This is a genomic window from Rhodanobacter panaciterrae (assembly GCF_014651895.1).
GTDB classification, from domain to species: domain Bacteria; phylum Pseudomonadota; class Gammaproteobacteria; order Xanthomonadales; family Rhodanobacteraceae; genus Rhodanobacter; species Rhodanobacter panaciterrae.
Genome location: NZ_BMXT01000001.1, coordinates 1,337,994 through 1,360,618, shown reverse-complemented (window position 1 = coordinate 1,360,618; position 22,625 = coordinate 1,337,994). Strand labels below are relative to the sequence as shown.

Below are 22,625 nucleotides of genomic sequence, written 5' to 3'. Positions count from 1 at the left end.
GGGCGTCCGGAAATGGCCGATAAAGGCCGGACGTGCGTGCCGCACGTGGGGCGCCCCTCTGTCCTTTTGCCTGAGAGTTTGGAAACGCGGCTGCGCTTCGTGCCCCTTCGGCGGCGGATTCAACCGCTCTCTCCAGAGTGTTTACGCGTGATGGTGTGGGGCCTGAGCGATTACGGGCGTTGCGTCTTCGGCAGCGGAGTGCCCTTTGCAGAGCCATCCGCTTCTCCCACCAAGCGTTACCGCGCTGATTATACAGGCGCCGCCGACCAGTGACGATCACCCGAATCCGTACGGTTTATGCTTGGTAACCCACCCGGAGCACTGAGCACGTCATGATGATCCGCATCGCTGAAATCGACCACGTGGTGTTGCGTGTCATAAACATCGACGCCATGCAGCGTTTCTATTGCGACGTGCTGGGTTGTCGTGAGGAACGCCGGCAGAACGAGATCGGGCTAGTGCAGCTGCGCGCGGGCAGTTCGCTGATCGATCTGGTGCCGGTCGACAGCAAGCTTGGTCGTCACGGCGGCGCTGCACCGGGCAGCGAGGGCCACAACATGGATCACCTGTGCTTGCGCGTGGAGGATTACGACGAGGCAGCGATCCTCGCGCATTTGAAGGCACATGACGTGCGCATCGGCGAGCTGGGTTCGCGCTATGGCGCGCAGGGCGAGGGGCCGTCGATCTACGTGTATGACCCGCAGGGCAACATGATCGAGCTGAAGGGACCGCCAGCTACCTGATGCGTTGGTCGACGCGATCTTGCAGTCCGCGTTACCTGAACCCAGAAAAGACGAAAGCCGCCTTGAGAGGCGGCCTTCGTTTACAATTGGTGCCCAGGAGAGGACTCGAACCTCCACGGAGTTGCCCCCGCTAGCACCTGAAGCTAGTGCGTCTACCAATTCCGCCACCTGGGCAGGTGTCACACCGCTCTGCGAGCTGCGTGAGCCGCGTAATTTAGGCATCTGTCGGTAGCTTGTCAACTCTTTTTCATATTCCGTTCTTTCACACCCAATCATCGCGTCGTGTCATTCTCCGCGCCGCGCACACCACAAGGATATTTAGTGACCAGAAAAACTCCCTCGCAGTCCGGCAACGGTCCGGGCTCATCTGCAGGTAAAGGCCCGGCGAAATCCGCTGGCCAGAAATCGCGCGCCGGCGCTTCCACCGGACCACGACGCAACAAGGCTGCCGCAGGCGCCGTGCGTGACCCCCATGCCGATCGCGAGGCGCAGCGTTATGCGCGCCCGATCCCCAGCCGCGAGGCGATCCTCGCCCTGCTTGAACAGCGCGGCGAACTGCTGACCGAGGCACGCATCGCCGAGGCGCTGGAAATTCACGAAGAAGACGACCTCGACGCGCTGCGCAAGCGGCTCGGTGCGATGGTGCGCGACGGCCAGCTGCTGCTGGGCCGTCGCGGCGGTTATGCGCCGACGCAGAAACTCGACCTGATTGCCGGTCGGGTGCTGGCCAATGCCGAAGGCTACGGCTTCCTGCGCCCGGACGAAGGTGGTGACGATCTGTACCTGTCGCCGCAGCAGATGCGCACTGTCATGCATGGTGATCGGGTGCTGGCCAGTGTGGTCGGCATCGATCGTCGTGGCCGCAAGCAGGGCGCGATTGCCGAAGTGCTGGAACGGCGTTCGTCGCGGTTGGTCGGCCGGGTGGTGATCGAGAACGGCGTGACCCTGGTGGCGCCGGACGATCGTCGCCTGAACCAGGACGTGATGATCAAGCCGGGTCAGGAGCAGGGCGCCACTTCTGGTCAGATCGTGGTGGTCGAGATCACCGACCCACCGACACCGCATCGTGGTCCTATGGGCGAGATTCGCGCGGTGCTGGGCGAACGGCTGCAGCCGTCGCTGGTGGTGGAGATGGCGATTGCCAGCCACGACCTGCCGCACGAGTGGCCGCCCGAAGTGCTGCGCGATGCAGCGCAGGTGGAATCAGTGGTGACCGCGGCCGAGCGCGAAGGTCGTACCGATATCCGCATGCTGCCGCTGGTGACGATCGATGGCGTCGATGCACGTGACTTCGATGACGCGGTGTATGCCGAGCCGAAGCGTGGTGGTGGCTGGCGGCTGATCGTGGCGATCGCCGACGTGTCGCATTACGTGCAGGTCGGCAACGCGCTGGATCGCGAAGCCTACGAGCGCAGCACCTCGACCTACTTCCCCGGTTTCGTGGTGCCGATGCTGCCGGAAACGCTGTCCAACGGCATCTGCTCGCTGATGCCGAAAGTCGAGCGGATGTGCATGGTCTGCGACATGCTGGTCGATGCCGAAGGCAACGTGACCAAGTCGAAGTTCTATGACGCGGTGATGCTGTCGCATGCGCGGCTCACCTACGACAAGGTGTGGCAGGTAGTTGGTCTCAATGATGCTGACGCGCGCCATGAAGTCGCCGACGTGCTGCCGCAGCTGGAAAACCTGCACGCGCTGTACAAGGCGATGGCGCAGCAGCGCAAGCGCCGAGGCGCGATCGACTTCGAGACACCGGAAGTGAAATTCCGCCTCGACCAGACCGGCAGCGTGGAGTCGATGGGCGCCACCGAGCGCAACGACGCGCACAAGCTGATCGAGGAATGCATGATCGCCGCCAACGTGCAGGCGGCGCTGTTCCTGGAGAAGAAGAAAATTCCCGCGCTGTTCCGCGCGCATGAGCCACCGCCGGCCGAAAAATACGAAGACCTGCAGCAGTTCTTGCGCGAGTTCAAGTTGCGCATGCCGCCAGTGGAAGACGTCACGCCGGCCGACTTCTCCGAAATCCTGCGCATGGTGCATGACCGCCCCGAGCGCGAGCTGATCCAGAACGTGCTGCTGCGCTCGCAGAGCATGGCGGCCTACCAGCCGGACAACCGCGGCCACTTCGGCTTGGCGTTGCCGGCGTATGCGCATTTCACCTCGCCGATCCGTCGTTACCCGGATCTGCTGGTACATCGTGCGATCCGCTACGCGTTGACCAACGGCAAGCCGGCCGACTACACCTATAGCCCGGCCGAGATGTCGGCGATGGCGATCCATTGTTCGCAGCGCGAACGCCGTGCCGAAGAGGCCGAGCGCGATGTGGATGAGCGCTTCAAGTGTGCGTGGATGGAAAAGCACATTGGCAGCGAGTTCGAGGGCGTGGTGACTGGTGTTACCTCGTTCGGGCTGTTCGTGGAGCTGGACGAATCGAAGGTGTCCGGTCTGGTGCATATCAGCCAGCTCGTCAACGACTACTACCACTTCGATGCAACCCGCAAACTGCTGAAGGGCGAGCGCACCGGCGCGCAGTTCCGTCTCGGTGACCACGTGCGCATCCAGGTGCTGCGCGCCAGCCTGGAGGATCGCAAGATCGACTTCCGGCTGGTGTCGCCGCGCACGCCGGTGACACCGCCGACAGGCAGCGGCAAGGCTTACGACTATGCGGCCAGTGGTGAGCGTTACTCGTTGCCGAAGAAAGCTGCTGCTCCAGTCAAGGCACAAAGCATGTTCGGTCGGGCGGCCAAGGCGATCGGTCGTGCCTTCGGTCGACGCGATGCCGCGGCGCCAGAAGTGCCCGTATTGAGTGATAATCCGCCGCCTCGTTCGCGTGCTTACGCATCGCATGATGATGGCAACCGTCCGCGTCGCTCGTCGGCACCAGCACCAACCAAGTCGGCGCAGGGCCAGCCGAGTCGTGGCAAGCGGCAGGGTCAAGGCCCAACTGCGAAAGCGGCACCAGCATCGACACCCGCAAGCGGCGGCAAGAAGCGCAGCGGACGCAAACCGAAACCGAAAGGCAAGCCATGAGTGAGAGTTGGATCGTCGGCATCAATCCCGTCGAAGGTGCGCTGAGCAACGACGCCGAGCGAGTGCGTGAGCTGGTGGTCGAGCAGGGTCAGCGCAATGCGCGGGTGTTGGAACTGGCCGAGCGTGCGAAGGCGCTGAAGATCACGGTGAATCATCGTCCACGCGAGCAGCTCGACAAGCTTGCCGGCGAGGCGCGTCATCAGGGCGTGGCGGCGCTTTACGAAGCACCGCCGATGGCGCATGAGAACGACCTGGCGGCGCTGATGGAGCGCGACGGCAGCAACACACTGGTGCTGGTGCTGGATGGCGTCACCGATCCACATAATCTCGGCGCCTGCCTGCGCAGTGCGGCGGCGGCGAAAGTCACCGCGGTGATCGTGCCGAAGGATCGCGCCGTGGGTCTGACGCCTGTCGTGCGGCGCGCCTCGGCTGGCGGCGCCGATCGGGTGCCGCTGATTGCGGTGACCAACCTCGCGCGCACGCTGCGCGAATTGAAGGATGCCGGCGTGTGGATCACCGGCCTGGCCGGCGACACCGACACCTCGGTTTATGGCGTCGACTTCAAGGGACCCGTGGCCATCGTGCTGGGCGGCGAAGGCGAGGGCATTCGTCGGTTGACCCGCGAGCTGTGCGATTTCGTGGCGAAGATCCCGATGCCGGGCACGATGGAGAGCCTCAACGTCTCGGTCGCCACCGGCGTGGTGCTGTTCGAGGCCTTGCGGCAGCGGAGTGCGAAGCGATGAACCTGTTCTGGTACGACTGGGCCGGCTATATCGGCGTGGCGCTGGTGCTGCTGGCATTTTTCCTGCTGCAGGAACGCAAGCTGCAAGGCAGCAGCCTGACCTATCAGCTGATGAATATTCTCGGCGCGATCGGGATGATGCTGTCGCTCTGCTTCGGCAGTTTCAATCTGGCGTCTTTCATCATGCAGGTGGCGTGGCTGCTGATCGGCGGCTACGGCATGGTGCGTGGCATCAAGCGTCGTCGCGAAACCCTCGAGCTGCCATAACGGCGGCTTGCGCTGGTGCGGGGACGACCCCGCGCGTACTTTCCATCGCGGGGACGGCCCTGCCACACACAGAGGAGCGCCAACATGGCGTGGATCTATCTGCTGCTGGCCGGCCTGTTCGAAGTGATCTGGGCGATCGGCCTCAAATACACCGAAGGCTTTGCCCGGTTGTGGCCGACCGTCGGCACAGTGACAGCAATGGTGATCAGCATCGTATTGCTGGCGATGGCGGTGAAGACGCTGCCGATCGGCACGGCTTACGCGATCTGGACCGGCATTGGTGCGGTCGGTGCGGTGGCGCTTGGCATCGTGCTGTTCGGCGATCCCGCGACGCTGCCGCGGTTGCTGTGCGTCGCGCTGATCGTGATTGGCATCGTCGGGCTCAAGCTCACCGCAACGTGAGTGCCTTTCTGCGGGAATCCGTCCACGGGCTCCCGCAAAAGCTCACTCAGGCTTGTCGCCCAGCTTGGTCATTTCCGGGCTGGAGGTGAAATCGCCCTTGCTGCGCTGCTTGTTCAACTGCTCGCCGGTGACCTGGAACCACACGTTCTCGGCAATGTTGGTGGCGTGATCGCCGATCCGCTCGATGTTCTTGGCCATGAACAGCAGATGCGTGCACGGCGTGATGTTGCGCGGGTCTTCCATCATGTAGGTGAGCAGCTGGCGGAAGTAGCCGGTGTAGGCCTCATCCAGCACCACGTCGTTTTTCCATACCAGATAGGCCGCGTCGGCATCGCGGTCGCGATAGGCCAGCAGCACGTCGCGCACTTCATCGGCGGCCAGCTCGGCCAGATGGCGCAATCCACCGACCGGTGCCACCGGAGCCACCATCGACAACGGAATCGAACGCTTCGCCACGTTGGCGGCGTAGTCGCCGATGCGCTCGATATCCGAGGCGATGCGCAGCGCGGCATACACGTTGCGCAGGTCGCCGGCCATCGGCGCACGCAGCGCCAGCAGGCGCACCACGTCGTGACCGATTTCCTGCTCCAGCTGGTCGATCGCGTCGTCGTTGCCAACCACGCGTTGGGCAGCGCGCTCGTCGCGGCGTTCGAGTACGTCGATCGCCGCTTCCAGCTGGCTCACCGACAGCTCGCCCATGCGCACGATCTCGCCGGTGAGCCGGGTCAATTCGCTGTCGTAACTCTTGATGATGTGGTCGGTGCCGGTGCTCATGGTGTTGTCCTGTGTGATCAGCCAAATCGACCGGTGATGTAATCCTCGGTCTGCTTCTTGCCCGGCTTGGTGAAAATCTTCTCGGTCTGGTCGAACTCGATCAGTTCGCCCATGTACATGAACGCCGTGAGGTCGGAACAGCGCGCCGCCTGCTGCATGTTGTGGGTGACGATGACGATGGTGAATTCGCTTTTCAGCTCTTCCACGAGCTGCTCGATGCGGCCGGTGGCGATCGGGTCGAGCGCCGAGGTAGGCTCGTCCAGCAGCAAGACTTCGGGTTTCAGCGCGATCGCGCGGGCGATGCACAGGCGTTGTTGCTGACCGCCGGAAAGGCCGAGCGCGTTCTGCTTGAGCTTGTCCTTCACCTCGTCCCACAACGCGGCGCTGCGCAGCGCCTGCTCGACGCGGGCTTCCATGTCCGACTTCGACAGTTTCTCGTGATGGCGGATGCCATAGGCGACGTTCTCGAAGATCGTCATCGGGAACGGCACCGGCTTCTGGAACACCATGCCGACCTTGCTGCGCAGGCGGTTCATCGAATAGCTGGGGTCGAGGATGTTGTCGCCATCCAGCACGACCTCGCCTTTGGCCTCCAGCTTCGGATAGATCGCATAGATGCGGTTGAAGATGCGCAACAGGGTCGACTTGCCGCAACCGGACGGGCCGATGATCGCGGTGACCTTCTTCTCCGGGATATCCATGTTGATGCCTTTCAGCGCATGGAAACCGTTGTAGTAGAAGTGCAGGTCGCGCACGGTGAGTTTGGGTGCGACAGCCGAGGTGGCCACCGCGGACGCCGGATTCGTGGCGAGGGCGGAATCAGTCATGGGACACCTTGGTGCGGGAAAGGATCAGGCGGGAACCGAGGCTGAGCAGCAGCACGAACATGGTGACAACGAACGCACCGGCCCAGGCCAGCGCGTGCATCGAATCGCCCGGATCGTTGGCGTACTGGTAGATGATCTGCGGCAGGCTGGACATCTTCTCGATCGGATTGATCGCCATGTAGTTGTTGCCGAACGCGGTGAACAGCAGCGGCGCGGTCTCGCCGCTGATGCGTGCCAGCGCCAGCAGCACGCCGGTGATGATGCCTGAACGCGCCGCGCGGATCAGGATCTGCAAGGTCAGCTTCCACTGCGGCACGCCGAGCGACAGCGCCGCTTCGCGCAGCGTGGACGGCACCAGTCGCAGCATCTCGTCGGTGGTACGCACGATGACGGGCAGGGCGATCAGCGCCAGCGCCACACCACCGGCGAAGCCGGAGAACGTGGTCGAGCCGTGGGTCAGCACGGTCGTCGGCAGCACGATGATGGTGTAGACGAACAGGCCCATCACGATCGACGGTGCCGACAGCAGGATGTCGTTGAGGAAACGGATCGATTCGCCCAGCTTGGTGCGATCGGCGTATTCGGCCAGCCAGGTGCCGGCGAGTACGCCGATCGGCGTGGCGATCGCGATGCCGATGAAGTTGATGATCAGGCTGCCGACCATCGCGTTGGCCAGGCCGCCGTCCTCGCCATAGGCGGTGATCTTGGTGAACAGCTTGAGGTCGAGCGCGCTGATGCCCTGGCGCAGGGTTTCCCACAGGATCCAGGCGAGGAAGGCCAGACCGACCAGGGTGGCCAGCGTGCTCAGCACCATCGCCAGCGCGTTGGTGATGCGGCGGCGCAGATAGGGCGAGCTCATCAGCGACCCTCCTTGCGGGCGAGCTGGCGCAGCATCAGCCGCGCGATCAGCAACACGATGAAGGTGACCACGAACAGCAGGAACGCCAGCGCCATCAGCGAGGACTTCTGCAGGCCGGAGGCTTCACTGAACTGGTTGGCGATGGTCGAGGCGATCGAGGTGCCCGGATCGAGCAGCGAGGCCGACAGCTGCATCGCATTGCCGAGCACGAAGGTCACCGCCATCGTCTCGCCCAGTGCGCGCCCGAGGCCGAGGAAGATGCCGCCGATCACCGCGGAGCGGGTGTAGGGCAGCACGATGTCCCACGACACTTCCCAGGTGCTGGAGCCGAGCGCATAGGCTGACTCCTTCAAGCGGGTCGGCACGGTCTGGAACACCTCGCGCATCACCGAGGAGATGAACGGGATGATCATGATTGCCAGCACGATGCCGGCAACCAGGATGCTGGCACCGAACGGATAGTCGCTGCCGAACAGCTTGCCGACGAACGGCACGTGTTCGGCGACCCATGACAGCTTGCCGTCATCGGGTTTGTTGCCGAGGTTGTTGGTCAGCCACGGCTTGATATGGTTGGCGAAGAACGGGGCGAAGACGAACAGGCCCCACATGCCGTAGATGATCGAGGGGATACCGGCGAGCAGTTCGATCGCCGAGGCGACCGGTGTACGCAGCCAGGTGGGTGCCACTTCGGAGAGATAGACGGCGATGCCGAAACTGACCGGCACGGCGATCAGCAGCGCGATGAACGAGGTGGCGATCGTGCCGTACACCGGCACCAGCGCGCCGTAGACATCGTTGCCCGGATCCCATGCGGAGCTGACCAGGAAGTGCCAGCCAAACGTGCTGAACGCTTCGCGACCACCCCACAAGGTGGCGCCTGCGGCGCCGAGCAGGGCCGCCAGCACGATCAGCGCACAGCCTTTCAACAACCAGCGAAACAGCCGCTCGTGGCGGGCGTCACGATGGCTGCGTTGCTCCAGAATGTCGGTGGGCAAGGCTGCTTGGTTGGCTGGCATGGCAATCCATGTATGCGGAATAAAACTTCCGCTCCCTCGTCGGCTGGACCGGCGAGGGAGCGGAAGTCATGTCATCAATGCTTGTATTCGGAAGCCCAGTACGCCTCGATCTTGCTGACCAGTGCGGCCGGCAGCGGTACGTAGTCGAGTTCGCTGGCAGCCTGCTGGCCGTTCTCCAGCGAGTACTTGAAGAAATCGAAGGCGACCTTGCTGTTGCCGGCGTTCTTCGGCGACTTGTACATGATCATCCAGGTGGTGGCGGTGATCGGCCACGCCTGCGCGCCCGGTGCATTGGTCATGATCAGGTTGAAGTCCTTGGCACTGGCCCAATCGGCCGTGGCCGCAGCGGCAGCGAAGGCAGCGGCGCTGGGCTTCATGTAGTTGCCGCTGGCATTCTTCAGATCGACCCAGGCGAGCTTGTTCTTCACCGCATAGGCGTATTCGACGTAACCGATCGAACCCTTGATCTGGCGAACGTACTGCGAGACGCCTTCATTGCCCTTGCCGCCCACGCCGGTCGGCCATTCCACCGCGGTACCGAACTTGACCTTGCTGGCCCACTCCGGATTGACCTTGGACAGGTAGTTGGTGAAGTTGAACGAGGTACCCGAACCGTCCGAACGATGCACCACGGTGATCTTGCCGGCCGGCAGGGTCAGGCCGGCGTTCAGCGCAGCGATCTTCGGGTCGTTCCAGTTGGTGATCTTGCCCAGGAAGATGTCGGCGAGGGTAACGCCGTCCAGCTTGACCTGATCGGCCTGCACACCGTCGATGTTGACCACCGGCACGATGCCGCCGACCACGATCGGGAACTGGCCCAGACCGAACTTCTGCAGGTCTTCCGCCTTCATCGGTGCATCGGAAGCGCCGAAGTCGATGGTGCCTTCCTTGATCTGCGCGATGCCGGCGCCGGAGCCGACCGACTGATAGTTGAGATGGTTGCCGGTCTTCTCGGCATACGCGGCCGACCATTTGGACATGACCGGGTAGACGAAGCTGGAGCCGGCGCCAGTGATATCGGTGGCCTGCGCGGCCATGCCGAAGGTCGAAGCCACGGCGATCGCGGCGACAGCGGCGAATCGAATGGGGGATTTGCGTGAGGTCAACACGGTAGCTCCTTGAAGGGATGTCGGATGAGACCCCGCCATTTCAGGCCCTTGGTGTTGCCATTGGATGTAATGAATGTTTCAACCAGATGACAGTGAGCGACAGACTGTCACAAGTTGCTGCTGAAACCACACCGTCATTGACCCGAAAACCGCGTACGACGGCGGTTTCAGGCGGCATCCAGCCCTAGCTGCGCCTGTTCGAGCAGTTCGAACTGGCGCCAGCGATTGACTATCTTGCAGAACAGCTCGGCGGTGCGTTCGGCGTCGTACACCGCTGAATGGGCCTCGCGACTGTTGAACGACAGGCCCGCCGCCAGTACGGCCTTGCTCAGGACGGTCTGGCCATAGGCGAGGCCGCCCAGGCTGACTGTATCGAAGCAGCTGAAGGGATGAAACGGATTGCGCTTGTGTCCGCAGCGGCGCACCGCCTGGTTGAGAAAGCCCAGATCGAACGCCGCGTTGTGGCCGACCAGGATCGCCCGCTGGCAGCCAGCCTCGCGCACGGCCTCGCGCACCACATGAAAGATGTGATCCAGAGCCAGCCGTTCGGCCAGCGCGCCGCGCAGCGGGTTGGTCGGGTCGATGCCGGTGATCTCCAGCGAACGCGGATCGAGGTTCGCGCCGGGGAACGGCTCCACATGTGTCGACACCGTCGGCTGCAGGCACAGAAAGCCATCCGCACCGATCGTCAGCGGTACCGCGGCGATTTCCAGGAGGGCGTCATGTTCGGCATCGAAGCCGCCGGTTTCCACGTCGACCACCACCGGCAGGAAGCCGCGAAACCGCTCGGCCATGCGCGATGCGGTGCTGTTGCTCAGTATTTCCATCGGTGAAGCATATCAGCCGCCCCGCGTGACATGAGGCGCGCCCGCGCCGACAGGCTGTCTTGAATGTGTCATCAAACGTGCATCCAACCGTAAAAATGCGTCGGCACACTTGTTAACTAATCGCTAGCCGGCCATCGGATCGAGGGGGCGGTTGAGATGTTTCCCACCAACTTGCGGAGAATGACATGCGTTCCAAACTGATTGCGGTGGCGATTGCTGCCAGCCTGGGCGTTACCAGTTTCACGGTCGCCGCGGCGCCGGCAAAGCAGAAGCAGAAGACGACAACCACCACCCAGGCCACCAGCAACGCTGAAATCGAGCTGCTGAAAGCGCAGCTGGCTGCATTGCAGGCCAAGGTGGATTCGCTGGAACAGCGCACCGACGCGCAGTCCGACATCAATGTGTCCACCGGCCAGGCCGTGGAAACGGTGCAGAAGGCACAGGCTGTCAGCGATACCAAGGTCAGCAGCATCGACAAGCTGGTCAGCAACACCAAGGTCAGCGGCACCATGTTCTTCGACATGACCGATGTCAGCCACAAAGAGCAGACCGGTACCGGCTCCTCCGTCAAGAAAGACGGTCATGGCTCGGTCAATGGCGTCGGCTATGACGTGAAGCGCTTCTACCTCTCCGTCGACCACAAGTTCAACGACATCTGGTCGGCCAACCTGACCACCGACTTCAACTACGTGTCTGCCGATTCCGAGACCCAGTTGTTCGTCAAGAAGGCTTACCTGCAGGGCAAGTTCGACGATCTCTTCGCTGTGCGCTTCGGTGCGGCCGACATGCCGTGGATCCCGTATGTCGAGAAGTGGTACGGCTATCGCTTCCTCGAGAACACGATCACCGATCGCTCGATTGATGGCGGTCGCGGCACGGTCGGCGCTGCTCCCACCGGCATCGGCTCGTTCGGCAACTCGTCGGATTGGGGTGTCCATGCGATGGGCGCCACCACCGGCGACAACGCGATCAACTACCAGGTTTCCTTGGTCAACGGCGGCGGTTACAAGAACCCGACGCGCTCCAATGGCATGGACGTCGAAGCCCGCATCGGTTACCAGCCGATCCAGGAAATGGTCATCGCGCTCGGTGGTTACGACGGCAAGCGCGCCAAGGACGTGCAGAACGGTCAGCCGACGCGCGATGCCACGCGTGGTGATGCATTGATCGCTTTCCGCAACGATAGCTTTGGCTTCGGTGGCGAGTATTTCACCGCGCATAACTGGGATGACGTCCTGAAGTATCAGGGCGCCGTGCCGGCACCGACGGCGATCAAGGACAAGGCTGACGGCTACTCGGTCTTTGGTGACTGGACCTTCATGCCGCAGTGGGGTTTGTTCGCCCGCTACGACAGCGTCAACTACAAGTACTCCGGCGTGAACGGCGTCTACAAGCAGCTCAAGGACACCTACTACAACGCGGGCGTCTCTTACGACGTGCTGAAGAACCTGCGTCTGGCGCTGGCCTGGAAATACGACAAGCTCGAAGGTCCGGTGGGCAGCCCGTTCACCTACAAGACCAACGAAATCGGCTTCTGGGGCATCCTGAGCTACTAAGCCGACCGGTTATCGAAGGGAGTTCGATCCAAGGATGGAAAAACGGCGGGCTTATGCCCGCCGTTTGCTTTGTTGCGTTCCACTGAGCCAGCGGCGTGCGTCGCGATGCGGCTGGATTCATCCAAGCGTCAAATCGTCGTTCAGAAACTGTCACACGACCGCTGCACACTGCAGCTGCAGCAGTGGTCGAAGCGGCAGTGATCAAGATTATCGCAAGGGAGTGTCACCCATGGACGGAAAACGGCGGGCTTATGCCCGCCGTTTGCTTTTCAGGCATCGTGGACGGCTGCCGTCAGCGGTTGTCCAGCGTCGCCCCGGTCAGCAACCCGCGCGCCAGCATGCTGCACTGGCGCCGGTACAGCAGCAGCTGCCACTGGCGCCCGCCGACCTGCCGCCAGAGCACCGCCGAGCGCACGGCGGCGAGCAGATTGGCGCGCACCTTTTCCACCACGACCGGCAGTTGCAGCTGCTGCGGATTGCCGCTGACCATCACCCGCGGCTTCAAGGTGGACAGGGTGGAGGCGTACAGCTCGGCCAGCCGGCTGACGACCTGCGTGGAGTCCTGGCCGAAGTGCTCGACCTGCCGCTGGGCGGCGACGATGCCTTGCTGCAATTTGTTCAGCAGCTCGGGGCGACCGGTCAGACTGCGCTCCAGTCGCATCACGGTCACCACCATGCGGGTGACCGACATGTCGCGGTCGCTTTCATCGAGTTGAGCGATCAGGTTGCGCAGGCCGATCCGTACGTTCGAGATATTGCCGTACACGCCGACCACCGAGGGCGCATCGATGCGGAACACGCTGGCCACGCTGGCCTCCATCGCACCGTCGTCGCAGCGGCCTTCGTTGGCCAGCTGTTGCGCCAACGCACAGGCCTGGAACAGGCCGGCGAGGGCAAGCACGCGCTCTTCGTTCATGGAAAAAGTTTCAAACACGGGGTTGCGATTCTCTTGCAGGGGACGTGGGGGAAGGAGTGAAGGCCGGCAGCAGGCCACCGTAGGGCGCATCGGTGGCAGCGATCACCGCGCCGCCGAGACAGACCTCGCCATCGTAGAAGACCACCGACTGCCCCGGGGTGACTGCGCGCTGCGGTTCGTCGAAGCGTACCTCAAGGCCGTCGTCGTGCACGTCGACGATGCAGGCCTGGTCGAGCTGGCGATAGCGGGTGCGGGCGGTACAGCGAAAGCGGGCAGCCGGCGCTGCATCGGCGACCCAGGTCGGCGTTTCCGTCTGCAGTCGCTGTGAATACAGCCAGTGGTTCTCGCCGCCTTGCGCGATGTACAGCACGTTCGCGGCCACATCCTTGCCGACCACGTACCATGCCTCGCCGCTGGCGCCGTGACGGCCGCCGATGCCCAGCCCGTTGCGCTGGCCCAGGGTGTAATACATCACACCCTGGTGCTCGCCGATCAGCTCGCCGTCGGGCGTGCGCATCTCGCCGGGTCGGGCCGGGATGTACTGGGCCAGAAAGCTGCGGAAATCGCGCTCGCCGATGAAGCAGATGCCGGTGGAGTCCTTCTTCGCGTGCGTCGGCAACGCCGCCTCACGGGCCAGCTCGCGCACGCGGGGCTTCTCGATCTCGCCCAGCGGAAACAGCGTGGCGGCGAGCTGCTGCTGGCCCAGCGCGTGCAGGAAGTAGCTCTGATCCTTCGCCGTATCGACCGCGCGCAGCAAGCGGTGCTGGCCCTCGTGAAAATCGACGCGGGCATAGTGACCGGTGGCGATCTTCTCGGCGCCCAGCGCATGCGCTTCGTCCAGGAAGGTCTTGAACTTGATCTCGCGGTTGCACAGCACATCGGGGTTCGGTGTGCGTCCGACGCGGTATTCGGCGAGGAAATGCTCGAACACACCGTCCCAGTAGGCGGCGGCAAAGTTGCGCGCATGGAACGGGATGCCGAGTCGTCCGCACACGGCCACGGCGTCCTTACGGTCGGCGTCGGTGGTGCAGGGGCCAGAGCGGTCGTCTTCTTCCCAGTTCTGCATGAACAGGCCTTCGACCTGATGACCGGCCTGTTGCAGCAGCAGGGCCGCGACCGAGGAGTCGACGCCACCGGAGATGCCCAGCATCACCTTCACGTCGGATCGCCTTCAGGTAGATAACTCAGCATGTCCAGCGGCAGGCGCTGGCCTGCCAGCCACGCGTCGATGCTCAGCAGCACCATCGGGCTGCGCAGGCGATCACCCAGTGCGGCGATTTCGGCACGGGTCAGCCACAGCGCGCGGCGGATGTCGGTATCCAGCGGGCGATCCGGATCATGGCTGACCGCACGGGCGGCGAAGCTGAAACGCACGACCGCGTCACCATGCTCGGTGCTACGCCACTGGTGCACGCCGATCAGGTGCTGTAGTTCCACCGTCCAGCCGGTTTCCTCCAGCGTCTCGCGCAAGGCGGCCGCAACCAGGCTTTCGCCGTCGTCCAGATGGCCGGCAGGCTGGTTGTAGGCGAGCCGACCGTTTACTTCTTCTTCCACCATCAAGTAACGGTCGCCGTCAGCCACCACGCAGGCAACGGTGACGTGCGGGCGCCAGATCTCGGCAGTGGGGACGGAATCGACCATGGGGAACGGCAAGGGGCTGGAAAAGCCGCCATTGTGCCATTACCTATGCAGACGGTCGCTGCAAAGAGCTACTTATCCAGCGCGGCGTATACTTCGTATCAGAGATCACACCCCAAGAAACCATGGCCCACGAATCCGAACATGAGCACGACAGCGGCCGCGGTCTGGCGCTGGAAACCGCCAAACCCGAGGTGGCGCGACCGCCACTGTTCCAGGTGCTGCTGCTGAATGACGACTTCACCCCGATGGATTTCGTGGTCGAGGTGTTGCGCGGCTTTTTCAACCTGGACCAGGAGCAGGCGGTACAGGTGATGCTGCATGTACATACCCGTGGCAAGGGCGTATGTGGTGTATTCACTCGCGAGGTGGCTGAAACCAAGGTAACCCACGTCAACGAATATTCACGTTCCCATCAGCACCCGTTGTTGTGCACTATGGAAAAGCTCTGAGCGACCCCATTTTGTGCTCATCGCGGCGCTGAAGGCCGCTCAACTTTTCAAGCGGAGACGATCCGAATGTTCAGCAAGGATCTGGAAGTCACCATCGGCCATTGCTACAAGCAGGCCCGCGAACAACGCCATGAATTCATGACGGTGGAGCACCTGCTGCTGGCGCTGACTGAGAACCAGTCGGCACTGGGCGCTCTGCGCGCCTGCGGCGTGGATCTGCCACGACTGTCGAGCGAACTGACGCGCATCATCAGCGAAACCGTGCCGGTATTGCCGCACGGCGATGAGCGCGACACGCAGCCGACGCTGGGTTTCCAGCGCGTGTTGCAGCGTGCCGTGTACCACGTGCAGTCCTCGGGACGGAAAGAGGTCACCGGCGCGAACGTGCTGGTGGCGATCTTCGGCGAGAAGGATTCGCACGCGGTGTATTTCATGCACCAGCAGGAAATCACCCGGCTCGACGTGGTCAATTACATTTCGCACGGCATCGCCAAGATCGGCGACGAGCCGGCGGCCGGCGTGTCCGGTGGCGGCGAGCGCGAAGGCGAGGAGGGCGGCGAGCCGAAGGGCAATCCGCTGCACGAGTTCGCCAGCAACCTCAACGAACTGGCGCTGGAAGGCAAGATCGACCCGCTGATCGGGCGCGCCGACGAGATCGAGCGCACGATCCAGGTGCTGTGCCGCCGGCGCAAGAACAACCCGCTGTATGTCGGCGAAGCCGGCGTGGGCAAGACCGCACTGGCCGAAGGTCTGGCCAAGCGCATCGTCGATGGCGAGGTGCCGGAGGTGCTGGAAAGCGCCACGATCTGGTCGCTGGATCTCGGCGCTCTGGTGGCCGGCACCAAGTACCGTGGCGATTTCGAGAAACGCCTGAAGGGCGTGATCGCCCAACTGAAGAAGCAGCCTGGCGCGATCCTGTTCATCGACGAGATCCACACCATCATCGGTGCCGGTTCGGCGTCGGGTGGCACCATGGACGCCAGCAACCTGATCAAGCCGATGCTGGCTTCCGGCGAGCTGCGCTGCATCGGTTCGACTACGTTCCAGGAATATCGTGGCGTGTTCGAGAAGGACCGCGCGCTGGCCCGTCGCTTCCAGAAGATCGACGTGGTCGAGCCGACCGTGGCCGACAGCATCGAGATCCTCAAGGGCCTGCGTTCGCGCTTCGAGGAACACCACCATGTGGCGTATACCAACGAGGCGCTGAAGGCTGCGGTGGACCTGTCTGTGAAGCACATTCCCGATCGGCTGCTGCCGGACAAGGCGATCGACGTGATCGACGAGGCGGGCGCGCGACAACGGCTGCTGCCGCTGGATCAGCGCACCGGCAAGGTCGATGTGAGCGAGGTCGAGTACATCATCGCCAAGATGGCGCGGATCCCGGCCAAGCAGGTCTCGGCGTCGGATCGCGACGTGCTGCGCAACTTGGAACGCAACCTCAAGATGGTGGTGTTTGGCCAGGATCCTGCGATCGAGGCGCTGGCTGCGTCGATCAAGATGGCCCGCTCGGGCCTGGCCGATCCGTCCAAGCCGATCGGCTGCTTCCTGCTTGCAGGTCCGACAGGTGTCGGCAAGACCGAAGTGACCAAGCAGCTCGCCATGCAGCTGGGCATCGAGATGATCCGTTTCGACATGTCCGAGTACATGGAAGGGCATTCGGTGTCGCGGCTGGTCGGCGCACCTCCGGGCTATGTCGGTTTCGACCAGGGTGGCCTGCTGACCGAGGCGGTGACCAAGCATCCGCATGCGGTGCTGCTGCTGGACGAGATCGAGAAGGCGCATCCGGATGTGTTCAACATCCTACTGCAGGTGATGGATCGCGGCGTGCTGACCGATACCAACGGTCGCGAAGCGAACTTCAAGAACGTGGTGGTGGTGATGACCACCAACGCGGGCGCAGCGATCGCCGCGCGGCGCAGCATGGGCTTCGTCGAGCAGAAGCACGAGTCGGATGCGATGGAAGTGATCCGCCGCATCTTCACGCCGGAGTTCCGCAACCGGCTGGACGCGGTCATCCAGTTCAGCGCGCTCGACTTCGAGCACATCCTGCGCGTGGTCGACAAGTTCCTGATCGAACTGGAAAGCCAGTTGACCGACAAGCACGTAAGCCTGGACGTGGACGCCGATGCCCGCCGCTGGCTGGCCGAGCATGGCTTCGATCCGCAGATGGGTGCACGGCCGATGGCACGAGTGATCCAGGAGAAGGTGAAGCGTGCGTTGGCCGACGAACTGCTGTTCGGCAAGCTGGCCGAGGGCGGCGTGGTGCGCCTGAGCGTGCGCGACGGCGAGCTGAAGGTCGATTGCGAAGCAGCTGAAAAGCTGCCGGTGGTGGTTGGGTAAACACACCGACCGGCCTCGATGGCCAAACGCAGGACAAAGCAAAGGCGGCGCATTGCGCCGCCTTTTGCATCAATAAGACACCACTATCCCGTTACCGGATCGCTGCGCGCTGGCGCGACAGCCACGGCGTGACCGCAGGGTTACTTCATGCGGTACGTGATGCGTCCCTTGCTCAGGTCGTACGGGGTCATTTCGATCTTGACCTTGTCGCCGGTGAGGATGCGGATGTAGTGCTTGCGCATGCGGCCGGAAATGTGGGCGATGATCACGTGCCCATTTTCCAATTGCACACGAAACATGGTGTTGGGCAAGGTCTCCTGGACCGTGCCTTCCATTTCGATGACGTCGTCTTTGGCCATGTGTTCCGGGGTTCACGCGCAGCCGTCATGGCTGCGTAAGCCGACGATTATGCCACGAATAGGGATTTGGTTAAAGAAACATCAAGGAATGCCCTGATCCATCCGGATCAGGCGAAATGCTCATCCAGCTTGCGCCGGATCTCCTGCTCGACCATGCCCTTCAATGGCGACAGCATCAGGCCCAGTTCCGCATGGACCTGGATGGCATCGCTGCTGACGGCGATCGTGCCGGTCACCCCGGGCCGCGAAAAGCGCAATGTGTCACCTTGCCACTGTCCCTCCATGCCCAGCTTTTCGTGCATGCGCGCGGCCACCTGGTCGACCACCGCACGAGCCTCGGCGATCGACAGTTGATGCGGACGGTGGATATCGATCTTGGGCATGGCGGGCTCCGTGGGAAGAACCCATCTTAATGCCATGCGGCTGCATGCTAGAGTTTCGCGGTCTTTCCGGCGGTTGATCCATGCGTATCGAATTTCCCAATGCGGCCCGTGAGGATTTCCACTGGACGCAGGCGCAATTGCGTATTGGCAGCGCGCCCGACAATGACCTCGTGCTGGCGGCCAGCCAGGCAGCGCCCCAGCACCTGCGCATCCAGCAGGATCGTCGCGGCTGGGTGCTGCAGGTGTTGCCGTCGGCCGACCGCATCTACGTCAATGCGCGGCCGGTACGCGAACGTGCCTTGCTGCGTGCCGGCGACGTGGTCAGCGTCGGCGACTGCCGCATGCTGCTGCGTGCCGATCAGGATCCGGCCCTGCGTCCGCCGCTGAGCGTGCCGGAGCAGGGGCGCTGCACGGTGGCATTGCGCGCCGTGGCCGGGCCATTGTCCGGGCGGGTGTTGTCGCTGCAGGACAGTCTGGAGCTCGGACCGCAAGGCCGTTGCGCACTGGAGCTGCCGCAAGGTGACGTCACCGCAATGCGCCTTTTTTGGGACGGCGGTCAGTTGCGGCTTGAAGCGACCCAGCCATCCGAACGTCACCCGCTGCGCGTCAATGGTGTTGCCGTGCAGCGGGTGGCGCTGCTGCCCGACGATCAGATCGGCGTGGCCATGCATCGTTTCGTGGTCGAGGCACCTGGCATGGAACCCGAACCCGAGATCGTGATGGCGGAACCGCTGCCGACACACCTGCCCGAAGAGGCCGCTGGCCCAACGGGCGAAGTGTGGTGGCTGATCGTTACCGCCGCCGTGCTGGCGCTGGGTATCGCACTGGTGTTGCTGATCCGTTTCTGAGTCTGCCGGTGGCGCGACAGACCCCCGGGACTCGGGACCATTGCTCTCACGATTTGTGATGCACGGCCGGAACCCGCCATGCGGTCGGCTACAATGCCGGCAGATACGATGCCTGAAGCGCCCCATGGATACCCCACGCCCGATCTTGCCTGCCACACCCGGACGGCGTTCCTCCGGCCCGCAGGGGACGCGATTCTTCAGTCAAGAGGATTTGCGTCAATTCGCGTCCGAGGCACACAAGGCACCCGAAGAACGGCCCAGCGTGCACAAACCGGTTCTGGAGAGCATCAGTCCGGAGCTCGGAGGACGACGGTTTTCCATTCATCCGGGCCGTCAGACGATCGGCCGGCTCGCCAGCAACGATATTGTTGTCAGTGGCCCGAGCGTCTCCTCCTCACATGCCTGGATCACGAATCAGCAAGGGCGCTGCATCATCATGAACACGTTGTCGACCAATGGCACGTTCGTGAATGACAAGCGGATTCACCAGGCAACGCTCAGGCACGGCGATCACATCCGCTTCGGGGATGCCGAGCTGGTGTTCCTGACCCGCGATCACGGCTCCGCCGGCCCACGGCGCGCTGTTCTCCTTGCGCTCGGGCTGATCGTGCTGGCCGGCGTGGCTGCGTGGGCCTGGTGGCTTTTCTGATGTCACTTCGATGAGCGGGCGTGCCTGGCCGAAAACCCTTGGTCGCTATCGCATCGAGGGCATCCTCGGTGAAGGAGCGATGGCTGTCGTCTATGCCGGCTTCGATCCCGGCATCGAACGCCAGGTGGCCATCAAGTGCCTGCACCGGGAAGTGGCCTCCGATCCCGACTACAGGCAACGGTTCCTGGTCGAAGCCCGCGCGGCGGGCAATTTGACCCACCCCCACATCGTCACGATTTTCGATGCGGGCGAGACCGATGACGGCCGCTCGTACATCGCCATGGAGCGCCTCTCCGGCGAGACGCTTGCCAGCCGAATCGCCAGCGAGGGATTGCCACCTCTGCCGGTGGTCATCGAGCTGGCCAGCCAGATCGCCGCGGCACTCGATTATGCCCACGCGCAAGGTGTCATCCATCATGACATCAAGCCGGAAAACATCATGCTGGCCGAGGGCTTGCACTCCGCCAAGATCAGCGACTTCGGCATTGCCGATCGTCGCGGTATGCACGATATCGACGGTGGTGAGCGTCGGGAGATTGGTGGAACGCCGGCGTACATGGCCCTGGAGCGTTTGCGCGGTGAGGCCGCCGATGCACGAAGTGACCTGTTTTCGCTGGGTGTGGTGCTTTACTGGCTGATCACCGGCAAATTGCCCTGGTCGGAAACCAGTGACGTGCGACGCCTGATCAGGGAGCGGCAACGTTCGCCACTCCCTTCAGTCGAACCACATGATCCCGCCACGCCGCCGATGCTGACCGACATCGTGCATGCCTTGCTTGCTCCCACCGTACAGGCACGCTACCAGCGCGGTGCCGAAGTCATCGACGATCTGCGCCTAGCACGTCGCGAGTATGAACGATTGCATGAAAGGCCCTTGGCCAACCGCATCATCTCGCTGCGATTGCGCTGGGCTGGTGTGCTGGGAGCCACACTGTGCCTTGTCTTGCTGCTGGGTCTGGCAGCCATTCATGCCAAGCAGAACGCTGCTGTCACCGGTCTGGCACTGGATTTTGGCAGCTCATTGGGACGCATGGTCGCCAGCGAATCGGCGGAGAACCTGCTGCTTGGCGATCACGCCGCCACCCGCGCGCTGGTGGAAGATGTCGCACGCAATCAGCAGATCCACTATCTCGCCATTGCCGACCGGCATGGCGACATCATTGCCAGCACGCATCAGGCGGAGATCGGGCAGAAATTGGCTGCTTCGACCGTGCAGAAACACCTGTCGTCATCGGACGGCATCGAAAGCTACAGCAGTGAGGTTGTGGACGGCACGCGTCACGACGAGATGCTGCTGTTCGACGTACCTATCAGTTACCAGACCAAGACCGTCGGTGAACTACGCCTTGGCATCAGCAACGAGCCTCTGCGCGCGGCGCAGAAGACGACCTTGTGGGTCATCGTTGCCGTGCTCGTGCTGACGCTCGTTGCCCTGGTCGGTGCCGCCTACTGGCTGTTCAGGCGACCACTGGCGTTGCTGGACATGCTCGGCGATGCCTTGGTCCGGGTTGCGCAGGGAGATTTTCGCTACCGCATCCGCCTTGAACGCAGGGACGAGCTGGGTCGACTGTTCAGTGCTTTCAACTTGATGAATGGCGCACTGCAGACGCGGCACCATATTGCGGAACAACGATCCCCTCGTGTCGCCGCAGACGATGTCGCACAACCGACGCAAATGATCAGACCCGCCGTGGTTGATGAAGAACCGACCTGAGATATGCCATTTTTCATCCAGCGTGCCGGGTGACAGGGCGGGCCCGATCCGCGGCAAAGTTCAAATCTGTTTCAGCCGATGCTTGAGCTCGAGCGCCCGCGCCCGATAGATGACCGCCGGCTCGTAATTCGGGTTGATCGCCAGCACGCGATCCCATAACGCGATGGCCTGATCCAGTTGCTGATCGCGATACAGCACGATCGCGCGCTCGTGGTAGGAACCCAGCAACTGATCGCGCAGCGCGGCGGCTTGTGGTCCGGCGGGTTTCAGCCTGGGTTCGATGGACAGGGCCTCGCCGAGCCGCGTAAGGGCTTGATCATTCTGTCCTTGATCGAGCAGGGTCAGGCTCTCCCTCTGCAATCGCTGTGCCTTTGCGGTCGGCAATTCGGCCACGGGAGCGCTGTCCCCGGATGAAAGTGACATGTCGCCAGTGGATGCCGCCGGATCGGTGGTGTTGCCGGGTCCGGAACTGGACACAGGCAGATGTATCGTTTCGCCAGTGCGCAACACGGATGGGTTGGTCGATCCGTTATAGCGCGCCAGGATCAGGAATGATCCGGGGTCGCCCAGATAGCGGGCCGCCAGGGTGCTGTATGAGTCGCCAGCCTGCACCACATAGGAGCGCGAACGGGAGCCGAGCGACTGTTTGGGGTCGACCGTGAGTTGGCGCAGCATGGCTTGTGCCGGGTGGTCGCCTGGATGCTGTGTCAGATACTGCCGCAGATCCTGCTCGCCGTCGCTGTAGTGGCCGAGCTGAAGCTCGTGAACGATTGCAGTGAATGGTTGTGTCGGCCTGGTCTGCGGCTGGGTAACCGTCGTCACGCTCGTGGTGGTCGAATTTCCATTGACCTTCGATTTGAGTGCATTGACCTGAGCGCAACCTGCTACGCCCAGCAAGCTCAACGGGACGGCCACGAGCATGGCTTGTCTGAGCCACGATCCGACGAAACGAGACTGCGTTGCCAATGTCATACGCCCCTGATGATGATTGCCCACGACCTGCTTGCCAGACCGTTCCACCAGTGTAACGGCGGGTTTGGCCACTGCCAAAGTTTCCGGACGCGACCGCATCGAGCCTACGCAAGTGACCGGAAGTCAACATCGAAAGCTCGAAGTTGACCGCTTCATGCTGCGCCGCGCCATAATGCGCGAAACACCTCGACGGGACGCAAGC

Annotated in this window: 23 protein-coding genes, 1 tRNA gene and 1 riboswitch; of the genes, 11 read left to right on the top strand and 13 right to left on the bottom strand. The window is 62.9% G+C overall.

Translation table 11 applies throughout. The annotated features are described in order from the left end of the window. Positions 1-48 precede the first annotated feature (48 nt). Positions 49-146, bottom strand: a riboswitch (glycine riboswitch). Positions 147-335: 189 nt separating this feature from the next. Then, the gene (locus tag IE071_RS06355; protein WP_189440933.1) at positions 336-743 is read left to right on the top strand and encodes a VOC family protein; all 408 of its coding nucleotides are present in this window, start codon (positions 336-338) and stop codon (positions 741-743) included. 87 nt (positions 744-830) lie between these two features. Here the strand turns inward: IE071_RS06355 and IE071_RS06350 are convergent. Then, positions 831-917: transfer RNA gene (locus IE071_RS06350), tRNA-Leu, on the bottom strand. 147 nt (positions 918-1,064) lie between these two features. Here IE071_RS06350 and rnr point away from each other — a divergent pair. The 4 genes from rnr (at position 1,065) to sugE (ending at position 5,184) form a co-directional block, all read left to right on the top strand. After that, entirely contained in the window at positions 1,065-3,773 is a 2,709-nt protein-coding gene (rnr, locus tag IE071_RS06345; protein WP_229792777.1) for a ribonuclease R, read from the top strand. Next, positions 3,770-4,516 carry a 23S rRNA (guanosine(2251)-2'-O)-methyltransferase RlmB gene (gene rlmB, locus IE071_RS06340; RefSeq protein WP_189440243.1) on the top strand — a complete coding sequence of 249 codons (747 nt, stop codon included), beginning with the start codon at positions 3,770-3,772 and terminating at the stop codon, positions 4,514-4,516. The genes rnr and rlmB overlap by 4 nt, the downstream gene beginning before the upstream one ends. Next, positions 4,513-4,782 (top strand): CBU_0592 family membrane protein, encoded by a 270-nt coding sequence (locus IE071_RS06335; protein WP_189440242.1) that lies wholly within the window; start codon positions 4,513-4,515, stop codon positions 4,780-4,782. Before rlmB ends, IE071_RS06335 begins: the two co-directional genes overlap by 4 nt. An 84-nt stretch (positions 4,783-4,866) precedes the next feature. Next, entirely contained in the window at positions 4,867-5,184 is a 318-nt protein-coding gene (gene sugE / locus IE071_RS06330; protein ID WP_189440241.1) for a quaternary ammonium compound efflux SMR transporter SugE, read from the top strand. A gap of 42 nt (positions 5,185-5,226) precedes the next feature. Here the strand turns inward: sugE and phoU are convergent, their stop codons facing one another. The 6 genes from phoU to rnt all read right to left on the bottom strand — a co-directional run bounded on the left by phoU (position 5,227) and on the right by rnt (position 10,596). Beyond that, the gene (gene phoU / locus IE071_RS06325; protein ID WP_189440240.1) at positions 5,227-5,958 is read right to left on the bottom strand and encodes a phosphate signaling complex protein PhoU; all 732 of its coding nucleotides are present in this window, start codon (positions 5,956-5,958) and stop codon (positions 5,227-5,229) included. Between the two features lie 17 nt (positions 5,959-5,975). Further along, positions 5,976-6,785, bottom strand: coding sequence for a phosphate ABC transporter ATP-binding protein PstB (gene pstB / locus IE071_RS06320; protein ID WP_189440239.1), 810 nt, complete (start codon positions 6,783-6,785; stop codon positions 5,976-5,978). Beyond that, positions 6,778-7,644 carry a phosphate ABC transporter permease PstA gene (gene pstA / locus IE071_RS06315; protein ID WP_189440238.1) on the bottom strand — a complete coding sequence of 289 codons (867 nt, stop codon included), beginning with the start codon at positions 7,642-7,644 and terminating at the stop codon, positions 6,778-6,780. Before pstA ends, pstB begins: the two co-directional genes overlap by 8 nt. Further along, positions 7,644-8,660 carry a phosphate ABC transporter permease subunit PstC gene (gene pstC, locus IE071_RS06310; protein ID WP_189440237.1) on the bottom strand — a complete coding sequence of 339 codons (1,017 nt, stop codon included), beginning with the start codon at positions 8,658-8,660 and terminating at the stop codon, positions 7,644-7,646. The genes pstA and pstC overlap by 1 nt, the downstream gene beginning before the upstream one ends. Positions 8,661-8,734: 74 nt before the next feature. Continuing rightward, on the bottom strand, positions 8,735-9,766 hold the full coding sequence (gene pstS, locus IE071_RS06305; protein WP_189440931.1) for a phosphate ABC transporter substrate-binding protein PstS: 1,032 nt from the start codon (positions 9,764-9,766) through the stop codon (positions 8,735-8,737). 170 nt (positions 9,767-9,936) lie between these two features. After that, positions 9,937-10,596, bottom strand: coding sequence for a ribonuclease T (rnt, locus tag IE071_RS06300; RefSeq protein WP_189440236.1), 660 nt, complete (start codon positions 10,594-10,596; stop codon positions 9,937-9,939). A gap of 185 nt (positions 10,597-10,781) precedes the next feature. Between rnt and IE071_RS06295 the strand changes: the two genes are divergently transcribed. Further along, positions 10,782-12,152: a porin family protein gene (locus tag IE071_RS06295; RefSeq protein WP_189440235.1), complete on the top strand. Its 1,371-nt coding sequence runs from the start codon at positions 10,782-10,784 to the stop codon at positions 12,150-12,152. A gap of 292 nt (positions 12,153-12,444) precedes the next feature. On the opposite strand, the gene hflD is transcribed toward IE071_RS06295, so the two are convergent. Genes hflD through IE071_RS06280 form a run of 3 tightly spaced genes read right to left on the bottom strand, consistent with a single transcriptional unit; the run spans position 12,445 to position 14,709 of the window. After that, entirely contained in the window at positions 12,445-13,068 is a 624-nt protein-coding gene (hflD, locus tag IE071_RS06290; RefSeq protein ID WP_189440234.1) for a high frequency lysogenization protein HflD, read from the bottom strand. Positions 13,069-13,078: 10 nt separating this feature from the next. Continuing rightward, positions 13,079-14,227, bottom strand: coding sequence for a tRNA 2-thiouridine(34) synthase MnmA (gene mnmA, locus IE071_RS06285; protein WP_308427765.1), 1,149 nt, complete (start codon positions 14,225-14,227; stop codon positions 13,079-13,081). Then, positions 14,224-14,709, bottom strand: coding sequence for an NUDIX hydrolase (locus tag IE071_RS06280; protein WP_189440233.1), 486 nt, complete (start codon positions 14,707-14,709; stop codon positions 14,224-14,226). Before IE071_RS06280 ends, mnmA begins: the two co-directional genes overlap by 4 nt. A gap of 122 nt (positions 14,710-14,831) precedes the next feature. Between IE071_RS06280 and clpS the strand changes: the two genes are divergently transcribed. Both clpS and clpA read left to right on the top strand, forming a co-directional pair. Then, positions 14,832-15,158, top strand: a complete 327-nt coding sequence (clpS, locus tag IE071_RS06275) for an ATP-dependent Clp protease adapter ClpS (RefSeq protein ID WP_158753515.1) — start codon at positions 14,832-14,834, stop codon at positions 15,156-15,158. Between the two features lie 66 nt (positions 15,159-15,224). Beyond that, on the top strand, positions 15,225-17,498 hold the full coding sequence (gene clpA / locus IE071_RS06270; RefSeq protein ID WP_189440232.1) for an ATP-dependent Clp protease ATP-binding subunit ClpA: 2,274 nt from the start codon (positions 15,225-15,227) through the stop codon (positions 17,496-17,498). 140 nt (positions 17,499-17,638) lie between these two features. Here the strand turns inward: clpA and infA are convergent, their stop codons facing one another. Continuing rightward, positions 17,639-17,857: a translation initiation factor IF-1 gene (infA, locus tag IE071_RS06265; protein WP_007508585.1), complete on the bottom strand. Its 219-nt coding sequence runs from the start codon at positions 17,855-17,857 to the stop codon at positions 17,639-17,641. A 107-nt stretch (positions 17,858-17,964) separates the two neighbouring features. Then, positions 17,965-18,240, bottom strand: a complete 276-nt coding sequence (locus IE071_RS06260) for a polyhydroxyalkanoic acid system family protein (protein ID WP_189440231.1) — start codon at positions 18,238-18,240, stop codon at positions 17,965-17,967. 80 nt (positions 18,241-18,320) lie between these two features. On the opposite strand from IE071_RS06260, the gene IE071_RS06255 reads away from it, so the two are divergent. The 3 genes from IE071_RS06255 (at position 18,321) to IE071_RS06245 (ending at position 21,451) form a co-directional block, all read left to right on the top strand. After that, positions 18,321-19,088 carry an FHA domain-containing protein gene (locus IE071_RS06255; RefSeq protein WP_189440230.1) on the top strand — a complete coding sequence of 256 codons (768 nt, stop codon included), beginning with the start codon at positions 18,321-18,323 and terminating at the stop codon, positions 19,086-19,088. Between the two features lie 124 nt (positions 19,089-19,212). Next, positions 19,213-19,737, top strand: a complete 525-nt coding sequence (locus IE071_RS06250; protein WP_189440229.1) for an FHA domain-containing protein — start codon at positions 19,213-19,215, stop codon at positions 19,735-19,737. A gap of 10 nt (positions 19,738-19,747) precedes the next feature. Then, a complete protein-coding gene (locus IE071_RS06245) occupies positions 19,748-21,451 on the top strand; it encodes a protein kinase domain-containing protein (protein ID WP_189440228.1) in 1,704 nt (567 codons plus the stop codon). Positions 21,452-21,511: 60 nt separating this feature from the next. Here IE071_RS06245 and IE071_RS06240 read toward each other — a convergent pair whose 3' ends face one another. Further along, positions 21,512-22,495 (bottom strand): LysM peptidoglycan-binding domain-containing protein, encoded by a 984-nt coding sequence (locus tag IE071_RS06240; protein WP_229792776.1) that lies wholly within the window; start codon positions 22,493-22,495, stop codon positions 21,512-21,514. Positions 22,496-22,625 lie beyond the last annotated feature (130 nt).

Excerpts from the sequence above, each read along its gene's own strand:
- IE071_RS06355 (WP_189440933.1), top strand. The coding sequence starts at position 336 with ATGATCCGCATCGCTGAAATCGACCACGTGGTGTTGCGTGTCATAAAC.
- rlmB (WP_189440243.1), top strand. The coding sequence starts at position 3,770 with ATGAGTGAGAGTTGGATCGTCGGCATCAATCCCGTCGAAGGTGCGCTG.
- IE071_RS06335 (WP_189440242.1), top strand. The coding sequence starts at position 4,513 with ATGAACCTGTTCTGGTACGACTGGGCCGGCTATATCGGCGTGGCGCTG.
- sugE (WP_189440241.1), top strand. The coding sequence starts at position 4,867 with ATGGCGTGGATCTATCTGCTGCTGGCCGGCCTGTTCGAAGTGATCTGG.
- phoU (WP_189440240.1), bottom strand. The coding sequence starts at position 5,958 with ATGAGCACCGGCACCGACCACATCATCAAGAGTTACGACAGCGAATTG.
- pstB (WP_189440239.1), bottom strand. The coding sequence starts at position 6,785 with ATGACTGATTCCGCCCTCGCCACGAATCCGGCGTCCGCGGTGGCCACC.
- pstA (WP_189440238.1), bottom strand. The coding sequence starts at position 7,644 with ATGAGCTCGCCCTATCTGCGCCGCCGCATCACCAACGCGCTGGCGATG.
- pstC (WP_189440237.1), bottom strand. The coding sequence starts at position 8,660 with ATGCCAGCCAACCAAGCAGCCTTGCCCACCGACATTCTGGAGCAACGC.
- rnt (WP_189440236.1), bottom strand. The coding sequence starts at position 10,596 with ATGGAAATACTGAGCAACAGCACCGCATCGCGCATGGCCGAGCGGTTT.
- IE071_RS06295 (WP_189440235.1), top strand. The coding sequence starts at position 10,782 with ATGCGTTCCAAACTGATTGCGGTGGCGATTGCTGCCAGCCTGGGCGTT.
- hflD (WP_189440234.1), bottom strand. The coding sequence starts at position 13,068 with ATGAACGAAGAGCGCGTGCTTGCCCTCGCCGGCCTGTTCCAGGCCTGT.
- IE071_RS06280 (WP_189440233.1), bottom strand. The coding sequence starts at position 14,709 with ATGGTCGATTCCGTCCCCACTGCCGAGATCTGGCGCCCGCACGTCACC.
- clpS (WP_158753515.1), top strand. The coding sequence starts at position 14,832 with ATGGCCCACGAATCCGAACATGAGCACGACAGCGGCCGCGGTCTGGCG.
- clpA (WP_189440232.1), top strand. The coding sequence starts at position 15,225 with ATGTTCAGCAAGGATCTGGAAGTCACCATCGGCCATTGCTACAAGCAG.
- infA (WP_007508585.1), bottom strand. The coding sequence starts at position 17,857 with ATGGCCAAAGACGACGTCATCGAAATGGAAGGCACGGTCCAGGAGACC.
- IE071_RS06260 (WP_189440231.1), bottom strand. The coding sequence starts at position 18,240 with ATGCCCAAGATCGATATCCACCGTCCGCATCAACTGTCGATCGCCGAG.
- IE071_RS06255 (WP_189440230.1), top strand. The coding sequence starts at position 18,321 with ATGCGTATCGAATTTCCCAATGCGGCCCGTGAGGATTTCCACTGGACG.
- IE071_RS06250 (WP_189440229.1), top strand. The coding sequence starts at position 19,213 with ATGGATACCCCACGCCCGATCTTGCCTGCCACACCCGGACGGCGTTCC.
- IE071_RS06245 (WP_189440228.1), top strand. The coding sequence starts at position 19,748 with ATGAGCGGGCGTGCCTGGCCGAAAACCCTTGGTCGCTATCGCATCGAG.